The sequence below is a fragment of the Actinomadura syzygii genome (genome assembly GCF_008085905.1).
In the GTDB taxonomy this organism is placed as follows: Bacteria; Actinomycetota; Actinomycetes; order Streptosporangiales; family Streptosporangiaceae; genus Spirillospora; species Spirillospora syzygii.
This window is the reverse complement of record NZ_VSFF01000017.1, coordinates 230,744-247,170: the sequence shown is the minus strand read 5'-3', so window position 1 is coordinate 247,170 and position 16,427 is coordinate 230,744. Positions and strand designations below refer to the sequence as shown.

Annotated in this window: 15 protein-coding genes; 9 read left to right on the top strand and 6 right to left on the bottom strand. The window is 71.8% G+C overall.

The window, feature by feature from the left end; translation table 11 throughout:
- Positions 1-37 precede the first annotated feature (37 nt).
- Complete coding sequence (locus FXF65_RS39430) at positions 38-1,303, top strand: class I SAM-dependent methyltransferase (protein ID WP_148355565.1); 1,266 nt, start codon at positions 38-40, stop codon at positions 1,301-1,303.
- Between the two features lie 79 nt (positions 1,304-1,382).
- Here the strand turns inward: FXF65_RS39430 and FXF65_RS39425 are convergent, their stop codons facing one another.
- On the bottom strand, positions 1,383-1,877 hold the full coding sequence (locus tag FXF65_RS39425; protein WP_148355563.1) for a cupin domain-containing protein: 495 nt from the start codon (positions 1,875-1,877) through the stop codon (positions 1,383-1,385).
- A gap of 85 nt (positions 1,878-1,962) precedes the next feature.
- Complete coding sequence (locus FXF65_RS39420; RefSeq protein WP_148355561.1) at positions 1,963-2,334, bottom strand: DUF4267 domain-containing protein; 372 nt, start codon at positions 2,332-2,334, stop codon at positions 1,963-1,965.
- An 88-nt stretch (positions 2,335-2,422) separates the two neighbouring features.
- On the opposite strand from FXF65_RS39420, the gene FXF65_RS39415 reads away from it, so the two are divergent.
- From FXF65_RS39415 to FXF65_RS39405, 3 genes are all read left to right on the top strand, one after another.
- A complete protein-coding gene (locus tag FXF65_RS39415) occupies positions 2,423-2,992 on the top strand; it encodes a TetR/AcrR family transcriptional regulator (protein ID WP_148355559.1) in 570 nt (189 codons plus the stop codon).
- Positions 2,993-3,096: 104 nt separating this feature from the next.
- Complete coding sequence (locus FXF65_RS39410) at positions 3,097-4,098, top strand: ATP-dependent DNA ligase (protein ID WP_246199398.1); 1,002 nt, start codon at positions 3,097-3,099, stop codon at positions 4,096-4,098.
- 80 nt (positions 4,099-4,178) lie between these two features.
- Positions 4,179-5,741 (top strand): GMC family oxidoreductase, encoded by a 1,563-nt coding sequence (locus FXF65_RS39405; RefSeq protein WP_148355557.1) that lies wholly within the window; start codon positions 4,179-4,181, stop codon positions 5,739-5,741.
- Here FXF65_RS39405 and FXF65_RS39400 read toward each other — a convergent pair.
- A complete protein-coding gene (locus FXF65_RS39400; protein WP_246199397.1) occupies positions 5,738-6,655 on the bottom strand; it encodes an alpha/beta fold hydrolase in 918 nt (305 codons plus the stop codon). The genes FXF65_RS39405 and FXF65_RS39400 overlap by 4 nt on opposite strands.
- Before the next feature lie 195 nt (positions 6,656-6,850).
- Between FXF65_RS39400 and FXF65_RS39395 the strand changes: the two genes are divergently transcribed.
- Complete coding sequence (locus FXF65_RS39395) at positions 6,851-8,098, top strand: cytochrome P450 (RefSeq protein ID WP_148355555.1); 1,248 nt, start codon at positions 6,851-6,853, stop codon at positions 8,096-8,098.
- A gap of 46 nt (positions 8,099-8,144) precedes the next feature.
- Here FXF65_RS39395 and FXF65_RS39390 read toward each other — a convergent pair whose 3' ends face one another.
- On the bottom strand, positions 8,145-8,879 hold the full coding sequence (locus FXF65_RS39390; protein WP_148355554.1) for an SDR family oxidoreductase: 735 nt from the start codon (positions 8,877-8,879) through the stop codon (positions 8,145-8,147).
- 113 nt (positions 8,880-8,992) lie between these two features.
- Between FXF65_RS39390 and FXF65_RS39385 the strand changes: the two genes are divergently transcribed.
- Positions 8,993-9,862, top strand: a complete 870-nt coding sequence (locus FXF65_RS39385; protein WP_148355552.1) for a helix-turn-helix transcriptional regulator — start codon at positions 8,993-8,995, stop codon at positions 9,860-9,862.
- A gap of 9 nt (positions 9,863-9,871) precedes the next feature.
- The gene (locus FXF65_RS39380; RefSeq protein WP_148355550.1) at positions 9,872-10,714 is read left to right on the top strand and encodes a helix-turn-helix transcriptional regulator; all 843 of its coding nucleotides are present in this window, start codon (positions 9,872-9,874) and stop codon (positions 10,712-10,714) included.
- A 35-nt stretch (positions 10,715-10,749) separates the two neighbouring features.
- Here the strand turns inward: FXF65_RS39380 and FXF65_RS39375 are convergent, their stop codons facing one another.
- Entirely contained in the window at positions 10,750-12,294 is a 1,545-nt protein-coding gene (locus FXF65_RS39375; protein WP_148355548.1) for a long-chain-fatty-acid--CoA ligase, read from the bottom strand.
- A 274-nt stretch (positions 12,295-12,568) separates the two neighbouring features.
- Positions 12,569-12,736, bottom strand: a complete 168-nt coding sequence (locus FXF65_RS44260) for a hypothetical protein (RefSeq protein WP_187412770.1) — start codon at positions 12,734-12,736, stop codon at positions 12,569-12,571.
- A 295-nt stretch (positions 12,737-13,031) separates the two neighbouring features.
- Here FXF65_RS44260 and FXF65_RS39370 point away from each other — a divergent pair, with 295 nt between their 5' ends.
- Both FXF65_RS39370 and leuS read left to right on the top strand, forming a co-directional pair.
- The gene (locus FXF65_RS39370; protein WP_148355546.1) at positions 13,032-13,646 is read left to right on the top strand and encodes a hypothetical protein; all 615 of its coding nucleotides are present in this window, start codon (positions 13,032-13,034) and stop codon (positions 13,644-13,646) included.
- Between the two features lie 231 nt (positions 13,647-13,877).
- Positions 13,878-16,346: a leucine--tRNA ligase gene (gene leuS, locus FXF65_RS39365; RefSeq protein WP_246199396.1), complete on the top strand. Its 2,469-nt coding sequence runs from the start codon at positions 13,878-13,880 to the stop codon at positions 16,344-16,346.
- Positions 16,347-16,427: the final 81 nt, after the last annotated feature.

Sequence of the window (16,427 nt, the reverse complement as noted above, 5' to 3'; positions counted from 1 at the left end):
TCCATCGGCGCCGGGGCGGAGAGACAGGAGGGAACACATGACGCTGGCGAGGGTCTTCGAGCAGCTCGCCGGGGCTGAGGCGCCAGTGGAGTTCACGGCGTACGACGGGTCGCGCGCGGGGGTGCCCGGCGCCGACATCCGGCTGGACGTCCGTTCGCCGTACGCGGTGTCGTACCTGCTGCACTCGCCGGGCGCGCTGGGTCTCGCCCGCGCCTATGTCACCGGGATGCTCGACGTCCACGGCGACATGATCAGGGCGCTGACGACGATGCAGCAGGTGCTCAGCGACGTGACGCGGGTGGACAAGGCGCGGATCATCGGCGCGGTGGCGGGCGATCCCCTGCTGCGCGCCGCATCGACCCGCCGGCTGGACCCGCCGCCCCAGGAGGCGCCGTTCAGCCGCATCCCGTCGTGGCTGCGGCACTCCAAGAGGCGGGACGCGCGAGCGATCTCGCACCACTACGACGTCTCGAACACCTTCTACGAGTGGGTTCTCGGCCCGTCCATGGCCTACACGTGCGCGTGTTACCCGCGGGCGGACGCGACGCTGGAAGAGGCCCAGTTCAACAAGCACGACCTGGTGGCGCGGAAGATCGCGCTGAAGCCGGGGATGCGGCTGCTGGACGTGGGCTGCGGCTGGGGCGGCATGGTGATGCACGCCGCGAAGGAGTACGGGGTCAAGGCCCTCGGGGTCACGCTGTCCAAGCAGCAGGCCGAGTGGGCGCAGAAGGCCATCGCCGACCGCGGCCTGTCCGACCTGGCCGAGGTGCGGCACCTCGACTACCGGGACGTCGCCGAGACGGGCTTCGACGCCATCAGCTCCATCGGGCTGACCGAGCACATCGGCAAGAAGAACCTGCCGGCCTATTTCTCGTTCCTGCACGGCAAGCTGCGGAAGGGCGGGCGGATGCTGAACCACACCATCACCCGTCCCGACAACACGCTGCCGTCCCGCAAAGAGAACGGGTTCATCAACCGGTACGTGTTCCCGGACGGTGAGCTCGAAGGCCCCGGCTATGTCCAGATGCAGATGAACGACGCGGGCTTCGAGATCCGGCACCAGGAGAACCTGCGCGAGCACTACGCCCGCACGCTGACCGGCTGGTGCGACAACCTCGAAGACCACTGGGACGAGGCCGTCGCCGAGGTCGGCGAGGGCACCGCACGCGTGTGGCGCGTCTACATGGCGGGCTGCGTGCTCGGCTTCAACCAGAACTGGATCCAGCTGCACCAGACCCTCGGCGTCAAGCTGGACGACGACGGTGTGAGCCACATGCCGCTGCGCCCCGACTGGGGCTCGTGACGGCGGAACCGCTCCCGACACCGAGGACGGCGGGCCGACCGGGAACACCCCGGACGGCCCGCCGTTCCGGTGTTCGGGGTCAGGGCCTGGCGGCGTCCCAGGCCGCGCTGGTGAGGAAGTAGGTGTCGTACAGCTCCTGGACGTCGAGCAGGCTCTCCGGCGGGACCTTGCCGTAGGCGATGCGCTCCAGGTGCCGGAAGTACTCGAACCGCTCGACGCCCGGCGTGATGACGATGAGGATGTCGGCGTCCTCGCCGGGCGCGGCGGCGAAGGCGTGCGGCAGGCCGGGCGGGACGACGACGAGGTCGCCGCGTTCCGCCGTCACGACCTGCTCGCCGGACAGCAGTTGGGCCGCGCCGTCCAGCAGGTAGAACAGCTCGGCGGAGCCGTCGTGGCGGTGCGGCTTGGCGCCGTCGGCGCCGTCCGCCAGCGTGACGCGCTGGGTGGACAGCGCCCCGCCGGTCGCGCTGCTGTCGGCGAGCAGCCGGATCGTGGTCGGCGACCGCCCGATCACCTCGGCCTCGGCGGAACGCACGATGACGGACTCGTCGAAGTCCGGCGCGATCAATGACATGTCGGTCACTCCTCAATGCGGGATGAACAGGGTGCGGGCGGACAGGGCGGGGGGACAGGGCGGGCGTGAACGATCAGTCCGGAGGCTAGACGGCGAAGAGTAGGGCGGCGCTGGCCAGCACGACGACGGCGGTGGCGGCGTGGATGCCGAGGGCGGCGGCCCAGGTCCCGCCGTGCCGCCGGACGATCAGCGCGTCCCCGGCCGGCACGAGCGCGACGACCAGCATGTACCACCCGAGGGCGTGGGCACTCGCGAAGGCGGCGAGCGCGAGGCCGAGGAGGCCGAAGACGAGGTCGCGCAGCCCCTTGATCTCCAGGTAGGCGGCGTCGCCGTCCTCCTTGGCGGGCACGCCGTACCCGGCGGCGGCCGCACGGGGCGAGACGAGGAACCGCGCGCCGATGAAGGCGACGAACAAGGTCAGCGCGACGGCAAGTCCATAGGCGAGGGGAGTCAGCATCGGTATCTCCATTTGCTAGCACTGCTAGGAACAAGAACGACGCTAACATAGCGACGGCAGAAGTGCTAGCAGTGCTAGAATCCAGGTCATGTCGATCCAGACGCGCCGGGAGCGCGAGCGGGCCGAGCGGGAGCGGCTGATCGTCACGGCCGCCCGCGAGCTGGCCGAGAGCGAGGGCTGGGACGCGGTGACCACGCGGCGGCTCGCCGCCGAGATCGAGTACAGCCAGCCCGTCCTGTACAGCCACTTCAAGGGCAAGGACGCGATCATGGCGGCCGTCGCGGTCGAGGGCTTCGCCGACCTCGCCGCGGAGCTGCGAGAGGCGAGGGACGCCGCCGGCCCCGCGCAAGAGCTCAGCGCTGTGGCCGCCGCCTACACGGGCTTCGCCGAACGCCGTCCCGCCCTCTACGACGCGATGTTCACCCGCTCGGTGGACCTGCCGTTCGCGAGCCCGGAGGCGCCCCGAGCACTGCACGCCGGTTTCGGGGAACTGCGCGAGGCGCTGCGTCCGATCGCGGGCGACGACGACTTGGGCCTCCTGACCGAGACCTTCTGGAGCGGCCTGCACGGCCTCGTCACCCTCACCCGCGCCGGACGCCTGCCTCCCGAGCACCGGGACGGCCGTCTCGCCGTGCTGGTCCGCCGGTTCTTGGGCTGACCTCGGGCCGTCCAACGCCGGGTCAACATTCCGCCCGCCCGGATATCGTCGCAGGTGGACGGGGGTAGGCGGGGGACGACGACGCCGACCCGGGGGGGGACGCCATGCACATCACGTCCCCGGTGAAGCCGATGCTGGCGGCGACGGTCGACCGGATCCCCCCGCCGCAGTCGTGCCCCGGCGGCTGCGTGTACGAGCCGAAGTTCGACGGCTTCCGGACGGTCGCGATCGTCACCGACTCGGGCGCGGTGAACCTGTGGTCGCGCCGCCGCACCAGGCTCGACGAGGCGTTCCCGGAGATCGTCACGGCGGTCGGCGAGCAGCTCCGGCCGGGGACGGTCGTCGACGGCGAGATCATCCGCTGGGGGGAGGACGGCCGCCTCGACTTCACCGCGCTCCAGCGCCGCCACGTCGCGGGACGCCGCCGCCGCGACCTCGCCCGCACCGAGCCCTGCCACTACGTCGTGTTCGACGTCCTCGAGTCGGACGGCGCCGACCTGCGCCCGCGCCCGCTGCGGGAGCGGCGCGCCGTCCTGGCGGAGCTGCTCGGCGCCGCCCCGGCGGACGCGCGGGTCGTCGCGACGCCGCAGACCACCGACGTCGAGGAGGCCCGGATCTGGTTCGACGCGCTGGCCGGGCAGGGCGTCGAGGGCCTCGTCGTCAAGGACGCGGGCGGCGCCTACCGGGAGGGGCGCCGCGCCTGGCGGAAGGTGAAGCGGCGGACCACCACCGAGGCGATCGTCGGCGGCGTGACCGGGACCAGGCAGGCGCCCGAGTCGCTGATCCTCGGCCGGTACGACGCCGACGGCAGGCTCCGCGTCGTCGCGCGGACGACGCCGCTCTCGCCCGCCGCCCGCGTGGAGCTGGCGGAGGTCCTGCGGCACGCCGACCAGGACCATCCGTGGCCCGCCGAGCTGCCCGCCGGGTTCGCGGGCGGCCCGTACGGGGCGCACCCGCCGATCCGCTACGTCCGGACGGAGCCGGAGATCGTCGTCGAGTTCAGCGCGGACGCCGCCGTGGAGCGCGGCCGCTGGCGGCACGGGGTCAGGTTCGTCCGCGTAAGGCCGGACCTCGCCCCCGGCGAGGCTCCTTTCTTCGGCGCATGACGCATGGACGCGGCGGCCCGCCGATGGTAAGCCCGTCCTGAACGGGCCGCCGGCACGGCCCGCGGAGCGCGGGAGCCCCCATGGAACACGACTACGTCATCGTCGGCGCCGGGTCCGCGGGGTGCGCCCTGGCCGCGCGGCTGTCCGAGGACGCGTCCGTCACGGTCGCCCTGCTGGAGGCGGGCGGCCCGGACGACAAGAGCGAGATCCACGTCCCGGCCGCGTTCCCGAGGCTGTTCAAGACCGAGTACGACTGGGACTTCACCACCGTCAGGCAGGCCGAGCTGGACGGGCGCGGGCTGTACTGGCCGCGCGGCAAGATGCTCGGCGGCTCGTCGTCGATGAACGCGATGATGTGGGTGCGCGGCCACGCCGCCGACTACGACGGCTGGGACGTCCCCGGCTGGGCCTACGACGACGTCGAGCCGTACTTCCGCCGCGCCGAGGGACGGGTCGGCAGCAACGACGGCGGCGTGTACGGGACGTCCGGCCCCGTGACGATCTCCGAGCAGCGCAGCCCGAACGAGGCGACCCGCGCGTTCCTCGCCGCGTGCGCGGCGTCCGGGCTGGCGCGGCTGCCGGAGCTCAACGGGCCGTCCAACGAGGGGTACGCGCTGACGCCGGTCAGCCAGCGGCGCGGCCGGCGGTGCAGCGCGGCGGACGCCTACCTGCGCCCGGCCCGCAGACGCTCGAACCTGACCGTGGTCACGGGCGCGCAGGTGACGCGGATCCTGATTGAGGACGGCCGCGCGACCGGCGTCGAATACGGCGGGGAGCGCGTCACGGCCCGGCGCGAGGTCGTGCTGTCGGCGGGAGCGGTCGGGTCGCCGCAACTGCTGATGCTGTCCGGCGTCGGCGACCCCGACCACCTGCGCGAGGTGGGCGTCGAGCCGGTCGTGGAGCGTCCGGCGGTCGGACGGCACCTCCAGGACCATCTCGCGGTCGGCGTCATCCGGCGCTGCCCGCGGGCGGTCACCCTCGCGGGCGCGGAGTCGCTGCCGAACGTGGCCCGCTACCTGCTGCTGCGGCGCGGGCCGTTCACGTCCAACGTGGGCGAGGCGGTCGTGTTCACCAAGAGCGATCCGGCGCTGCCCGCGCCCGACCTGGAGCTCGTGTTCGCGCCCGCGCCGTTCGTCGGGCACGGGCTGACGCCGCCGACCGAGCACGGCGTGACGGTCGGCGTGGTGCTGCTGCAGCCCGAGTCGTCGGGGCGCGTCGCGCTCGCGTCCGCCACCCCGGCCGCCGCGCCGTCCATCGACCCGGCCTACCTGACGTCCGACCGCGACCTCCGCGTGCTGATGCACGGCGTCCGGCGGGCGGAGGAACTGCTCGCGGCCGAGCCGCTGAAGCCGTACATCGGCCCGCCGATGGACCCTTACACCGGCGCGGACGGCGACGCGTCCCTCGCCGGATACATCCGGCGGACCAGCGAGACGCTCTACCACCCCGCCGGGACCTGCCGGATGGGGACGGACGGCGACGCCGTCGTCGACCCCGGCCTCCGCGTCCGCGGCGTGGCGGGGCTGCGCGTCGCGGACGCCTCCGTCCTGCCGCGGATCACCCGGGGGCACACCAACGCGCCCGCCATCATGATCGGCGAGAAGGCCGCCGACCTGATCAGGCAGGACGGGGCCGCGGGCTAGCGCAACCAGGCGAGGACGCGCCCGTTCACCTGGTCGGGCTGGTCGAGCTGGACGAAGTGCCCCGCGCCGGGGACGAGTTCGGCGTACGACCCGTCCGGCAGCGCCGCGAGGACGGGCCCGAGGTCTCCGCCGGGCGCGATGACGTCCGCGCTGAGGCAGCCGTCCTCGGTGCCGTGCAGGTAGAGGAAGGGGACCTCGCCCCTGGCCGACACCGCCTCCTGCTCGGCGGCGTACCGCTCGGAATGCCGCGAGTGGTCGAACATCGCGCGGTAGTAGCCGATCGCGGCGGAGACGTTGTCCGGTGCGGCGAGGCAGGCCATGGCGTGGTCGACGTCCGCCGCGTGCCCGCCCGCGCCGGGCGGCGACCAGTCACGCCACAGGTTCTCGATGAACCTCCGGTCGACGGCGGCCTCGGCGAACCGCGTCTGGAAGACGAAGATGTAGAACGACCGCTTGAGCTGCTCGTAGTCGAAGAACACCCCGGCCATCACCGGGATCGGCGGGACGGACAGCGCGACGGCCCGCCGCCAGCGTTCGGGGGCGATGTTCGCGGCGCCGTAGGCGGCGAAGGCGCCCCAGTCGTGCCCGACGAGCACGGCGTCCGGGCCGCCGCCGAGCGCCTCGTGCAGGGCGACGGCGTCGGCGGCGAGGGCCCCGGCCTGGTAGGCGCCGTCCGCCGGGATGGACGTCGGCGCGTAGCCGCGCGCGAACGGGGCGACCGCGCGGTATCCGGCGGCGGCCAGCTCCGGCATGAGGTGCCGCCAGGTGTGCGCCGAGTCGGGGAAGCCGTGCAGGAGCAGCGCGAGCGGCCCGTCCTCGGGACCCGCCGTGAGAATGCCGAAGTCGAGCCCGCCCGCGCCGACGGATCCGGCGGCGATGGCGCCGATGTCGTCCAATTCGTCCATGTCGTCCATGTGGCCTCCCTCGGTTCGCCGCGCACGCTACCCGGACCGCCCGCGGCGCCGAAGGCGTTCGGACCGACCCCTCCCGGAGACCGGCGTAGACGAAGTGTGACGCGCGTCACCGCGCCGATAAGCGTGCGCTTGCGCTTTACTCTGAGAGAGTTCCTGTAAACCGAATCGGGTTCGGAAGCGACGAGGTGGTGGCGGGTGCCCAAGGTCGAGGACATCAACCTGACGGACTGGGAGTTCTGGCGGCGGCCGCACCAGGACCGCCACGACGCCTTCAAGACCCTCCGGTGGCACCCCGAACTGGTGCTCTTCGAGGAACCCGACATCGTCATCATGCCGCAGGGCCCCGGCTACTACGCGCTGACCAGGTACGACGACGTGGTCGAGGCGTCCCGCCGGCCGCAGGACTTCTGCTCCGGCAAGGGCGCGATCAGCATCCCGGACATGCCCGGCGACATGCACGAGTACTTCGGCTCCATGATCAGCATGGACGACCCGCGGCACGCCAAGATCCGCCGGATCGTGTCCCGGGCCTTCTCCCCGCGCATGATCCAGCGGTTCGAGGACCGGGTGGAGGCGGTCGCCGGGCAGATCGTCGAGGGCGTCGCGGCGGGCGGCGGCACCGGCGACTTCGTCGCGGACGTCGCCGCCCGGCTCCCGCTGAAGATCATCTGCGACATGATGGGCATCGCCGAGGAGCACTACCGGACGGTCCTCGACGCCACCAACGTGATCCTCGCGGGGAACGACGCGGAGTTCGTCCCGTCCGACAACGCCGAGGAGTTCGCGATGGCGCTGCTCGGCGCGGGCGAGACCCTCAAGGGCCTGGTCGAGGAGCTCGGCCGCAAGCGCCGTGACGACCCGACCGACGACCTCACGTCCGCGCTGGTGAACGCCAACATCGACGGCGAGTCGCTGACCGACCAGGAGCTCGGCTCGTTCTTCATCCTGCTCGTCGTCGCCGGGAACGAGACGACCCGCAACGCCATCGCGCACGGCCTCGACCTCTTCACCCGCAACCCCGACCAGCGGGCGCTGCTCGCCGAGGACTTCGACGCCCGGATGCCCGGCGCCGTCGAGGAGATCGTCCGGTACGTGTCGCCGGTGGTCTGGATGCGGCGGACCGCCACCCGCGACACCACGCTCAACGGGCACGAGGTCAAGGAGGGCGACAAGCTCGTCCTCTACTACTGGTCGGCCAACCGCGACGAGACGGTGTTCACCGACCCGGAGAGGTTCGACATCCTGCGCGACCCGAACCCGCACGTCGGGTTCGGCGGGCCCGGGCCGCACTTCTGCCTCGGCGCGCACCTCGCCAGGCGCGAGATCACCGTGATGTTCCGGGAGTTGCTGCGCCGGACGCCCGGCGTCCGCGCGTCCGGCGAGCCGGAGCGGCTGGAGTCCAACTTCATCAACGGGATCAAGCGCCTGCCCTACGCGCTCTGACTCACCCGGCCCTGACTCACCCGGTTCCGATTCACCCGGTTCTGATTCACCAGGGCAGCGGGCCGTCCTCGGCCAGGTACGCGCCGGACGGGCCGTCCGGCCCCTGTGCCGCGACGCCCGCGATCACCGCCGCGCCCTGCGCGGCCGTCCGGGGCCCGGCGTGCCCGTTCATGTCGGTGGCGCAGTACCCGGGGGCCACCGCGTTCACCTTGACCGGCGTGCCCGCCAGCTCCCTGGCGTAGGCGACGGTCACCGCGTTCAGCGCCGTCTTGGACGTGTTGTACGGCAGCAGGTTCGGCCCGTTGAGCGGGTCGTGCGGGTCGGTCAGCCAGCCCAGCGAGGCGAGGCCGCTGGACACGTTGACGATCCGCCCGGCGGGGGAGCGGCGCAGCAGCGGGAGCATGGCGTTGGTCACCGCGACGACGCCGAGCACGTTCGTCTCGAACGCGGCCCGGACGAGCTCCGGCGCGACCGCGCTGGGCGGCGGCGAGCCCGCCGCGTCCGTCGTCGTGATCCCCGCGTTGTTGACGAGGACGTCGAGCCGTCCGTGCTCGTCGCCGATCCGCTTGGCGGCGGCCTCGACGGACGCGGCGTCGGTGACGTCCACCTGGACGAACCGGGCGTCGATCCCCTCGGCGGCGAGCGCGGCCGCGGCCCGCTCGCCGCGGTCCGCGGACCGGGCCCCGACGAGGACGGTCATGCCCCGGCCGCCGAGCGCGCGGGCCGTCTCGAACCCGATCCCCTTGTTCGCTCCGGTGATGAGTGCGATCTGTGTTGTCATGCCGCCCAGGCTCGTCGGCGGCGGCCCGGCTGAGGAGAGACCGCCCGAGGCTGGGACCGGCGGTACCACCGTCCGCGTGGCGTCCGCGCCGCCGCGTCGGACATCCTGGAGGCATGGACAGGCAGGAGTTGGCCGCGTTCCTGCGCTCGCGCCGCGCCCGCATCCGCCCGGCCGACGTCGGGCTCCGGACCGGGACGCGGCGCCGCACCCCCGGCCTGCGCCGCGAGGAGATCGCGCACCTCGCGGGCATGTCGGTGGACTACTACATCCGGCTTGAGCAGGGGCGGGGGCCGCATCCGTCCAGGCAGATCCTGGCCGCGCTGGCCCGCGCGCTGCGCCTGACCGACGACGAGCGCGGCCACCTGCACCACCTCGCCGGGGAGCCGCCGGACCCTCCTGGCGGGCCGTCGCGGGACGTCCCGCCCGGCATCCTGCACCTGCTCGACCGGCTGGACGACACGCCCGCCTACGTGCTGAACCCCCGCCACGACATCCTCGCCTGGAACCCCCTCGCCGCCGCGCTCATGACCGACTTCGCCGCCATGGAGCCCCGCGACCGCAACGTCATCCGGTGGCTGTTCACCGGCTCGACGATCGAGCGGTACGACTCCGACGCCTACGTGGCACAGCTCGCCCGCGAGTCGGTCGCGGACCTGCGCGCCGCGTCCGGCCGCCACCCGGACGACCCCGGCATCGCCGAGCTGGTCGCGGAGGTCTCGGCGCGCAGCCCGCTGTTCGCCCGGCTGTGGGCCGAGGGCGAGGTGGGGATCAGGCGCAGCAGCCGCAAGTCGATGAACCATCCGCTGGTCGGGGTGCTTGAGCTGCACTGCGACATCCTTTACGTGCCGGAACGCGACCAGCGCGTGGTGCTGTACACGGTCGCGCCGGGGACGCCGTCCCACCAGGGGCTCAAGAGGCTCCGCGAGATCGCCGCCGGAAGAACCGGCGATCTGGAGACGTTCGCCGCCCGGCTCCGCTGGTGACGCGGGCTCATGGACAGGCGGGAGATGGCGGGATTCCTGCGTTCGCGGCGGGCGCGCGTCCAGCCCGGGGACGTGGGGCTTGAGCCGGGTGTCCGGCGCCGCACGCCCGGCCTGCGCCGGGAGGAGGTGGCGCGGCTCGCGGGGATGTCGGTGGACTACTACATCCGGCTTGAGCAGGGGCGTGGGCCGCGTCCGTCCAGGCAGATCCTGGCCGCGCTGGCCCGTGCGCTGCGGCTGACCGACGACGAGCGCGCCCATCTGTTCAATCTCGCCGGGGAAAGGCCCGCGCCATTGCCGGGCCCGCCGCAGGAAGTGCCCGCCGGAATCCTGCACCTGCTGGAACGGCTGGACGACACGCCCGCCTATGTCCTGGACGCGAAATACGACGTGCTGGCGTGGAACGACATGGCCGCCGCCCTCATCATCGATTTCTCCGCCCTTGAACCGCGCGACCGCAACCCGCTGCGATGGCTTTTCCTCAACCCCGATTCACGCCTCACCGAGGAGGACGGCGAATACGGGACGTTCGCGCGGCTGAGCGTCGCCGATCTGCGCACCGCGCTCGGCCGATATCCGGACGACCCCGGCGTGACGTCCCTGGTGGCGGAGCTGAGCGCGGGCAGCGAGCAGTTCCGGCGGCTGTGGGAGAGGCACCATGTCGAAGTGCGGCGAGGGTCCAGCAAGTGGATGCGGCATCCCGTCGTCGGGGCCATCGAAGTGCACTGCGATGTGCTGCACGTCCCGGAAAGGGACCAGAAAGTCGTCCTCTATACGGTCGAGCCGGGGACGCCGTCGCACGAGGCGTTCCAACTACTGCGCGTGATCGGGACCCAGGACCTCAGCCCGCGCTGAGGCCCCGGGCCGGACGCCCGGACGGGCGCGGCGCGTCAGCGCAGCTCGCGCTTGAGGATCTTGCCGGTGGCGGTCATCGGCAGCTCCTCGCGGAACTCGACGAGCCGCGGGTACTTGTAGCTCGCGAACTGCTCCTTGCCCCACGCGACCAGCTCGTCCTCGGTCACCGAGGCGCCCGGCTTGAGGATCGCGTACGCCTTGATCTCCTCGCCGTGCGTCGGGTGCGCGACGCCCACGACGGCGGCGAGCGAGACGTCCGGGTGGGTGAGCAGGACCTCCTCCAGCTCCCGCGGGTACACGTTGTAGCCGCCGCGGATGATCATGTCCTTGGAGCGGTCGATGATGTAGTAGTAGCCGTCCTCGTCGCGGCGGGCCACGTCGCCGGTGCGGAACCAGCCGTCCATGATCGCGTCCTCGGTCGCCTCGGGACGGCCGTAGTAGCCCTTCATGATGTTGTGGCCGCGGATGGCGATCTCCCCGGGCCCCTCGCCCTCGATCTCCTTCCACTCCTCGTCGATCAGCTTCATCTGCACGCCCCACACGGGCAGGCCGATCGAGCCCGGCCGCGTCGGGCGGTCCGGCCGGTTGAACGACGCCACCGGCGACGTCTCCGAGAGCCCGTAGCCCTCCAGGATGTCGACGCCGAACTTCTCCCTGATCCCCTTCAGGACCTCCATCGGCAGCGCGGCGCCGCCCGACACCGCGACCCGCAGGTTCTCCCGGATCGACGCGACGTCCTCGGCGGACGTCTCGTCCGTCAGCAGCCCCCAGTACATGGTCGGGACGCCCGCGAAGATGTTCACCTTCTCCTTCACCATCAGCTCGACGGCCTGCTTGGCGTCGAACCTCGCCTGCATGACCAGCGTGGCGCGGCGGTAGATGCCGACGTTCATCACGCACGTCTGCCCGAAGATGTGGAACAGCGGCAGGGTCACCAGCGACGTGTCGTGCAGCGTCCGGTAGAAGAGCGTGTCGTCCACCATGGCGTTGGTGAGCAGGTTGTGGTGCGTCAGCTCTGCGCCCTTGGGCTGGCCGGTCGTCCCGCTGGTGTAGATGATGACGGCGGTGTCGTTCGGCTCCGTCAGCTCCGCGTCGAACGTGTTCGGCTGCCCGCCGAGCGCCGCCCAGAACAGCTCAGCGCCCTCGATCGGGGACTCGGTCGCCGCCAGGCTCGCCGGGAGCAGGAAGAGGTGCTCGCACGCCTCGGCCTGGTCGAACCCGGCCTTGCCCATCTCGCCGAGCGGCAGCTCCGGCGTCCCCTCGAAGCAGAACAGCGCCTTGGCGTCGGAGTCGGCGAGGTGGTAGGCGATCTCGCGCGGCTTCAGCAGGACGTTCAGCGGGACGACCACCGCGCCCGCCTTGAGCGCCCCGAAGTACACCATCGGGAAGTAGGGGAGGTTCGGACAGGAGAGGGCCACCTTGTCGCCCGGCCCGATGCCCCGCGACCGCAGCAGGTTCGCGACCTGGTTCGCCACCCCGTCGACGAACGAGTAGGAGAGCCGGATGTCTCCGAACACGACCGCGTCCCGGTCGGGCGTCTCCCGGGCGGCGTCCTCCAGCAGCACGGACAGGTTGAGCATGACACTCCTTGGGCGGAATGGTGACCGGCCGGTTTGTTACCGGCGAGTGTATGAACCGTTCCACACATCCTGCTGCATGGGGATACGCGTGCGCCATCCCCGGACGCGGCTTTGACGTGCCGTTTCCGTCCTTGCGTGGATTAGGAGAGCCAGGACCGGACGGGACGGGCCCGGAGATGGGAGCGGGGACCGGGCGGGAGCGCGGTCCCGCCCGGTCCCCTTTGGGGTGCGGGCGACGGAGAGCGACGCTGCCCGCTGAGGAGTGGTCTGTGTGTCAGCCGACCTTCACCAGTCCCTGTTCGCGGAACGGGACGCGGCTGATGGGGGATGTGGTGTATCCGTGTGCCAGGGCGGTCGCGGCGGTCGCGGCGGCCGGCCCGGCGGACGCCGTGGCGGCGAGGGCCAGCGTCCGCTTTCGCGGCGGACGGATTCTGGCTGGCATACGCGCTCCTCCTGGCGGGGAGTGGAAGCGACCGTGATCGGAGTCGTAGCCACGGGCGGACGGATGGACGGGGGGTCGAACCGGGTGGTCGAGCGGGATGTTCAGTTGGGAGCCGGCAAGATTTCTTATAGGAAACCTTCCTATTAGTAGAGCATGGATGATGGCCGCCCGCCCCGTCAACCCCCAGGTTTTCTGACCGCATCCGGCCGTCCCCGCACGGCCCCGGCCGCGCCCCGCGCGGTGTCCGAGGTCCCCGTTACGATGAGGCGCTCCACCGACAAAGGGGCGCGCTATCTTGATCATCTTCGGCTGGCGGGTGGTCTTCTTCACCCTGACCAGGGGAACCTTCCACTGTCCCGACTGCGGCGGCGACCGCGAGTACCGGCGCCGCCAGGGCCGCAACTTCTTCACGCTGTTCTTCATCCCGGTCATCCCGCTGACGAAGACCGGCGGCGAGTTCATCGAGTGCGACACCTGCCGGGGCCGCTGGAACCCGGGCGTGCTCAACGTGCCGACCACCGCGCAGCTCGCCCACATGCCCGCGATGCTCCTGCGCCTCGCCATCGCGCAGGTGCTGCGCTCCGGCGACTACACCAACGCGGCCGCCCGCGCCCGCGCGGTCGGCGTCGTCCAGCAGGCGGGCGACGCCGGCTACGACGACGCCGGGCTGACCGCCGACCTCGGACGCCCGTTCGAGGAGGTCAGGGTCGAGATGGGGAACGCCGCCTCCGCGCTCGCGCCCGAGGCCCGCGAGAGCATCCTGCGCGCCGCCGCCGAGATCGCCCTCATCGACGGGCAGCTCAGCGTGTCCGAGGAGGAGACGCTGTCCGCCGTCGGCGCCGACCTGCAGCTGACCCGCGTCCAGGTGACCGGCGTCATCTCCATGGCCCGCCAGGAGTCCGGCCACTGAGCCCGGAAGCCCGGCGTGCAAGCCGGAATCCGGCATTCTGAGCACCGGCGCGAGGGCTTGCGGTTGCGCTACTCTTGCTGTATGTCCGCACGGCTGCTCCTCGAACGACCACGTTGACGCACTGACCGTCAACGTGGTGGCCCCTCCTGCGCGAGGGGCCCTTTCATGTCGGAGGACGGCCACGACCTGTGGCGGCATCCAGCGAACGAGCAAGAAACCGGAGTCGGAAGCGTGAGCAGCGACGAGCACTACGATCCACGGGCGGTTCAGGACAAGTGGCAGGCTCGCTGGGCTGCGCTCGAACCCTTCGCGGCCGACGAGAAGGACGAGACCCGCGAGCGTCGCTACGCGCTGGACATGTTCCCCTACCCCAGCGGTGACCTGCACATGGGCCACGCCGAGGCGTTCGCGATCGGCGACGTCCCCGCCCGCTACTGGCTCCAGCGCGGGTACAACGTCCTGCACCCCATCGGCTGGGACTCCTTCGGCCTGCCCGCGGAGAACGCCGCCATCAAGCGCGACTCGCACCCCGCCGAATGGACGTACGCCAACATCGACACCCAGGCGGCGTCCTTCCAGCGGTACGCGCCGTCCTTCGACTGGACGCGGCGGCTGCACACGTCCGACCCCGAGTACTACAAGTGGACGCAGTGGCTGTTCCTGCGCTTCTACGAGCGGGGTCTGGCCTACCGCAAGGGCGGCCACGTCAACTGGTGCCCGAAGGACCAGACCGTCCTGGCCAACGAGCAGGTCGTCGGCGGGCACTGCGAGCGCTGCGGCGCGCTGGTCGAGAAGCGCGTGCTGACCCAGTGGTACTTCAAGATCACCGACTACGCGGACCGGCTGCTGGACGACATGGCGCAGCTGGAGGGCAAGTGGCCCGACCGCGTCCTGCTGATGCAGCGCAACTGGATCGGCCGCTCCACCGGCGCCGACGTCGACTTCGTCATCGAGGGCCGGGACGAGCCCGTCACCGTCTACACGACGCGGCCCGACACCCTGTACGGCGCGACGTTCATGGTCGTCGCCGCCGACGCCGCCCTGGCCGATGAGGTCTGCGCCCCCGACCAGCGCGCCGCGTTCGAGGCGTACCGCGACGAGGTGTCCCGCGAGAGCGAGATCGAGCGGCTGTCCACCGAGCGCGAGAAGACCGGCGTGTTCCTGGGCCGGTACGCGATCAACCCGGTGAACGGGGAGCGGCTGCCGATCTGGGCGTCCGACTACGTGCTGGCCGAGTACGGGCACGGCGCGATCATGGCCGTCCCGGCGCACGACCAGCGCGACCTGGACTTCGCGCTGAAGTTCGGGCTGCCGGTCCGCGTCGTCGTGGAGACCGGGCTGGCCGACCCCGCCGAGACCGGCGTCGCGACGCCCGGCGACGGCGCGGTCGTCAACTCCGGGCCGATCGACGGGCTGACCAAGCCCGACGCCATCGCCCGCATCATCGAGATCCTGGACCGGCGGGGCACCGGCCGCGCCGCGGTGAACTTCCGGCTGCGCGACTGGCTGGTCTCGCGGCAGCGGTTCTGGGGCTGCCCGATCCCGATCATCCACTGCGAGGCGTGCGGCGAGGTCCCCGTCCCGGACGACCAGCTGCCGGTCACGCTGCCCGAGGGGCTGCGCGGCGCCGACCTGGCGCCGAAGGGCACGTCGCCGCTGGCCGCCGCGTCCGACTGGGTCAACGTCGAGTGCCCCAAGTGCGGCGGCCCGGCCAGGCGCGACACCGACACCATGGACACCTTCGTCGACTCGTCCTGGTACTTCTTCCGCTACTGCTCGCCGGGCTACGACGGCGGCCCGTTCGACGTCGAGCGGGTCCGCCGGTGGATGCCGGTCGACCAGTACACGGGCGGCGTCGAGCACGCCATCCTGCACCTGCTGTACAGCCGGTTCTTCACCAAGGTCCTGTACGACATGGGCATGGTCGAGTTCACCGAGCCGTTCCGACGGCTGCTGAACCAGGGCCAGGTGATCAACGAGGGCAAGGCGATGTCCAAGACGCTGGGCAACGGCGTCGACCTGGGCGAGCAGATCGCCGAGTTCGGGGTGGACGTCATCCGGCTGGCGATCCTGTTCTCCGGCCCGCCGGAGGACGACATCGACTGGGCGGACGTGTCCCCGCACGGCATGTCGAAGTTCCTGTCCCGGGTGCACCGGATCGCGTCCGAGGTGGCGTCCGCGCCGGGCGTCGACTTCGCGTCCGGCGACGTCGGGCTGCGTCGCGCCGTGGCCCGCACCGTCGACGAGGCCACCACGCAGGTCGAGAACGAGCGGTTCAATGTCGCGATCGCGCGGATCATGGAGCTGGTCAGCACGACCCGCAAGGCGATCGACTCCGGGCCGGGCGCCGCCGACCCGGCCGTCCGCGAGGCGGCCGAGGCGATCGCGGTGATGCTGTCGCTGATCGCGCCCTACACCGCCGAGGAGATCTGGGAGGTGCTGGGACGCACCGCCCCGGTGATCCGCGCGGGCTGGCCGGCCGCCGACCCGGCGCTGCTGGTGGAGGAGTCGGTCACGTGCGTCGTCCAGGTCGCGGGGAAGGTGCGCGACCGGCTGGACGTCCCGCCCGGCATCGCGGGCGACGAACTGGAGCGGCTGGCGCTGGCCTCCGCCCGGGTCCAGGACGCGCTGGGCGGCGCGGAGATCGCCAAGGTCGTCGTCCGGGCCCCGAAGATCGTCAACATCGTGCCGAAGCGCTGAGCGGACGCTGAGCCGCCCGGACATCGGGACGGACATCGGAACGGCCGCCGGAGAGTCCTCCGGCGGCCGGTTCCGTCGTCT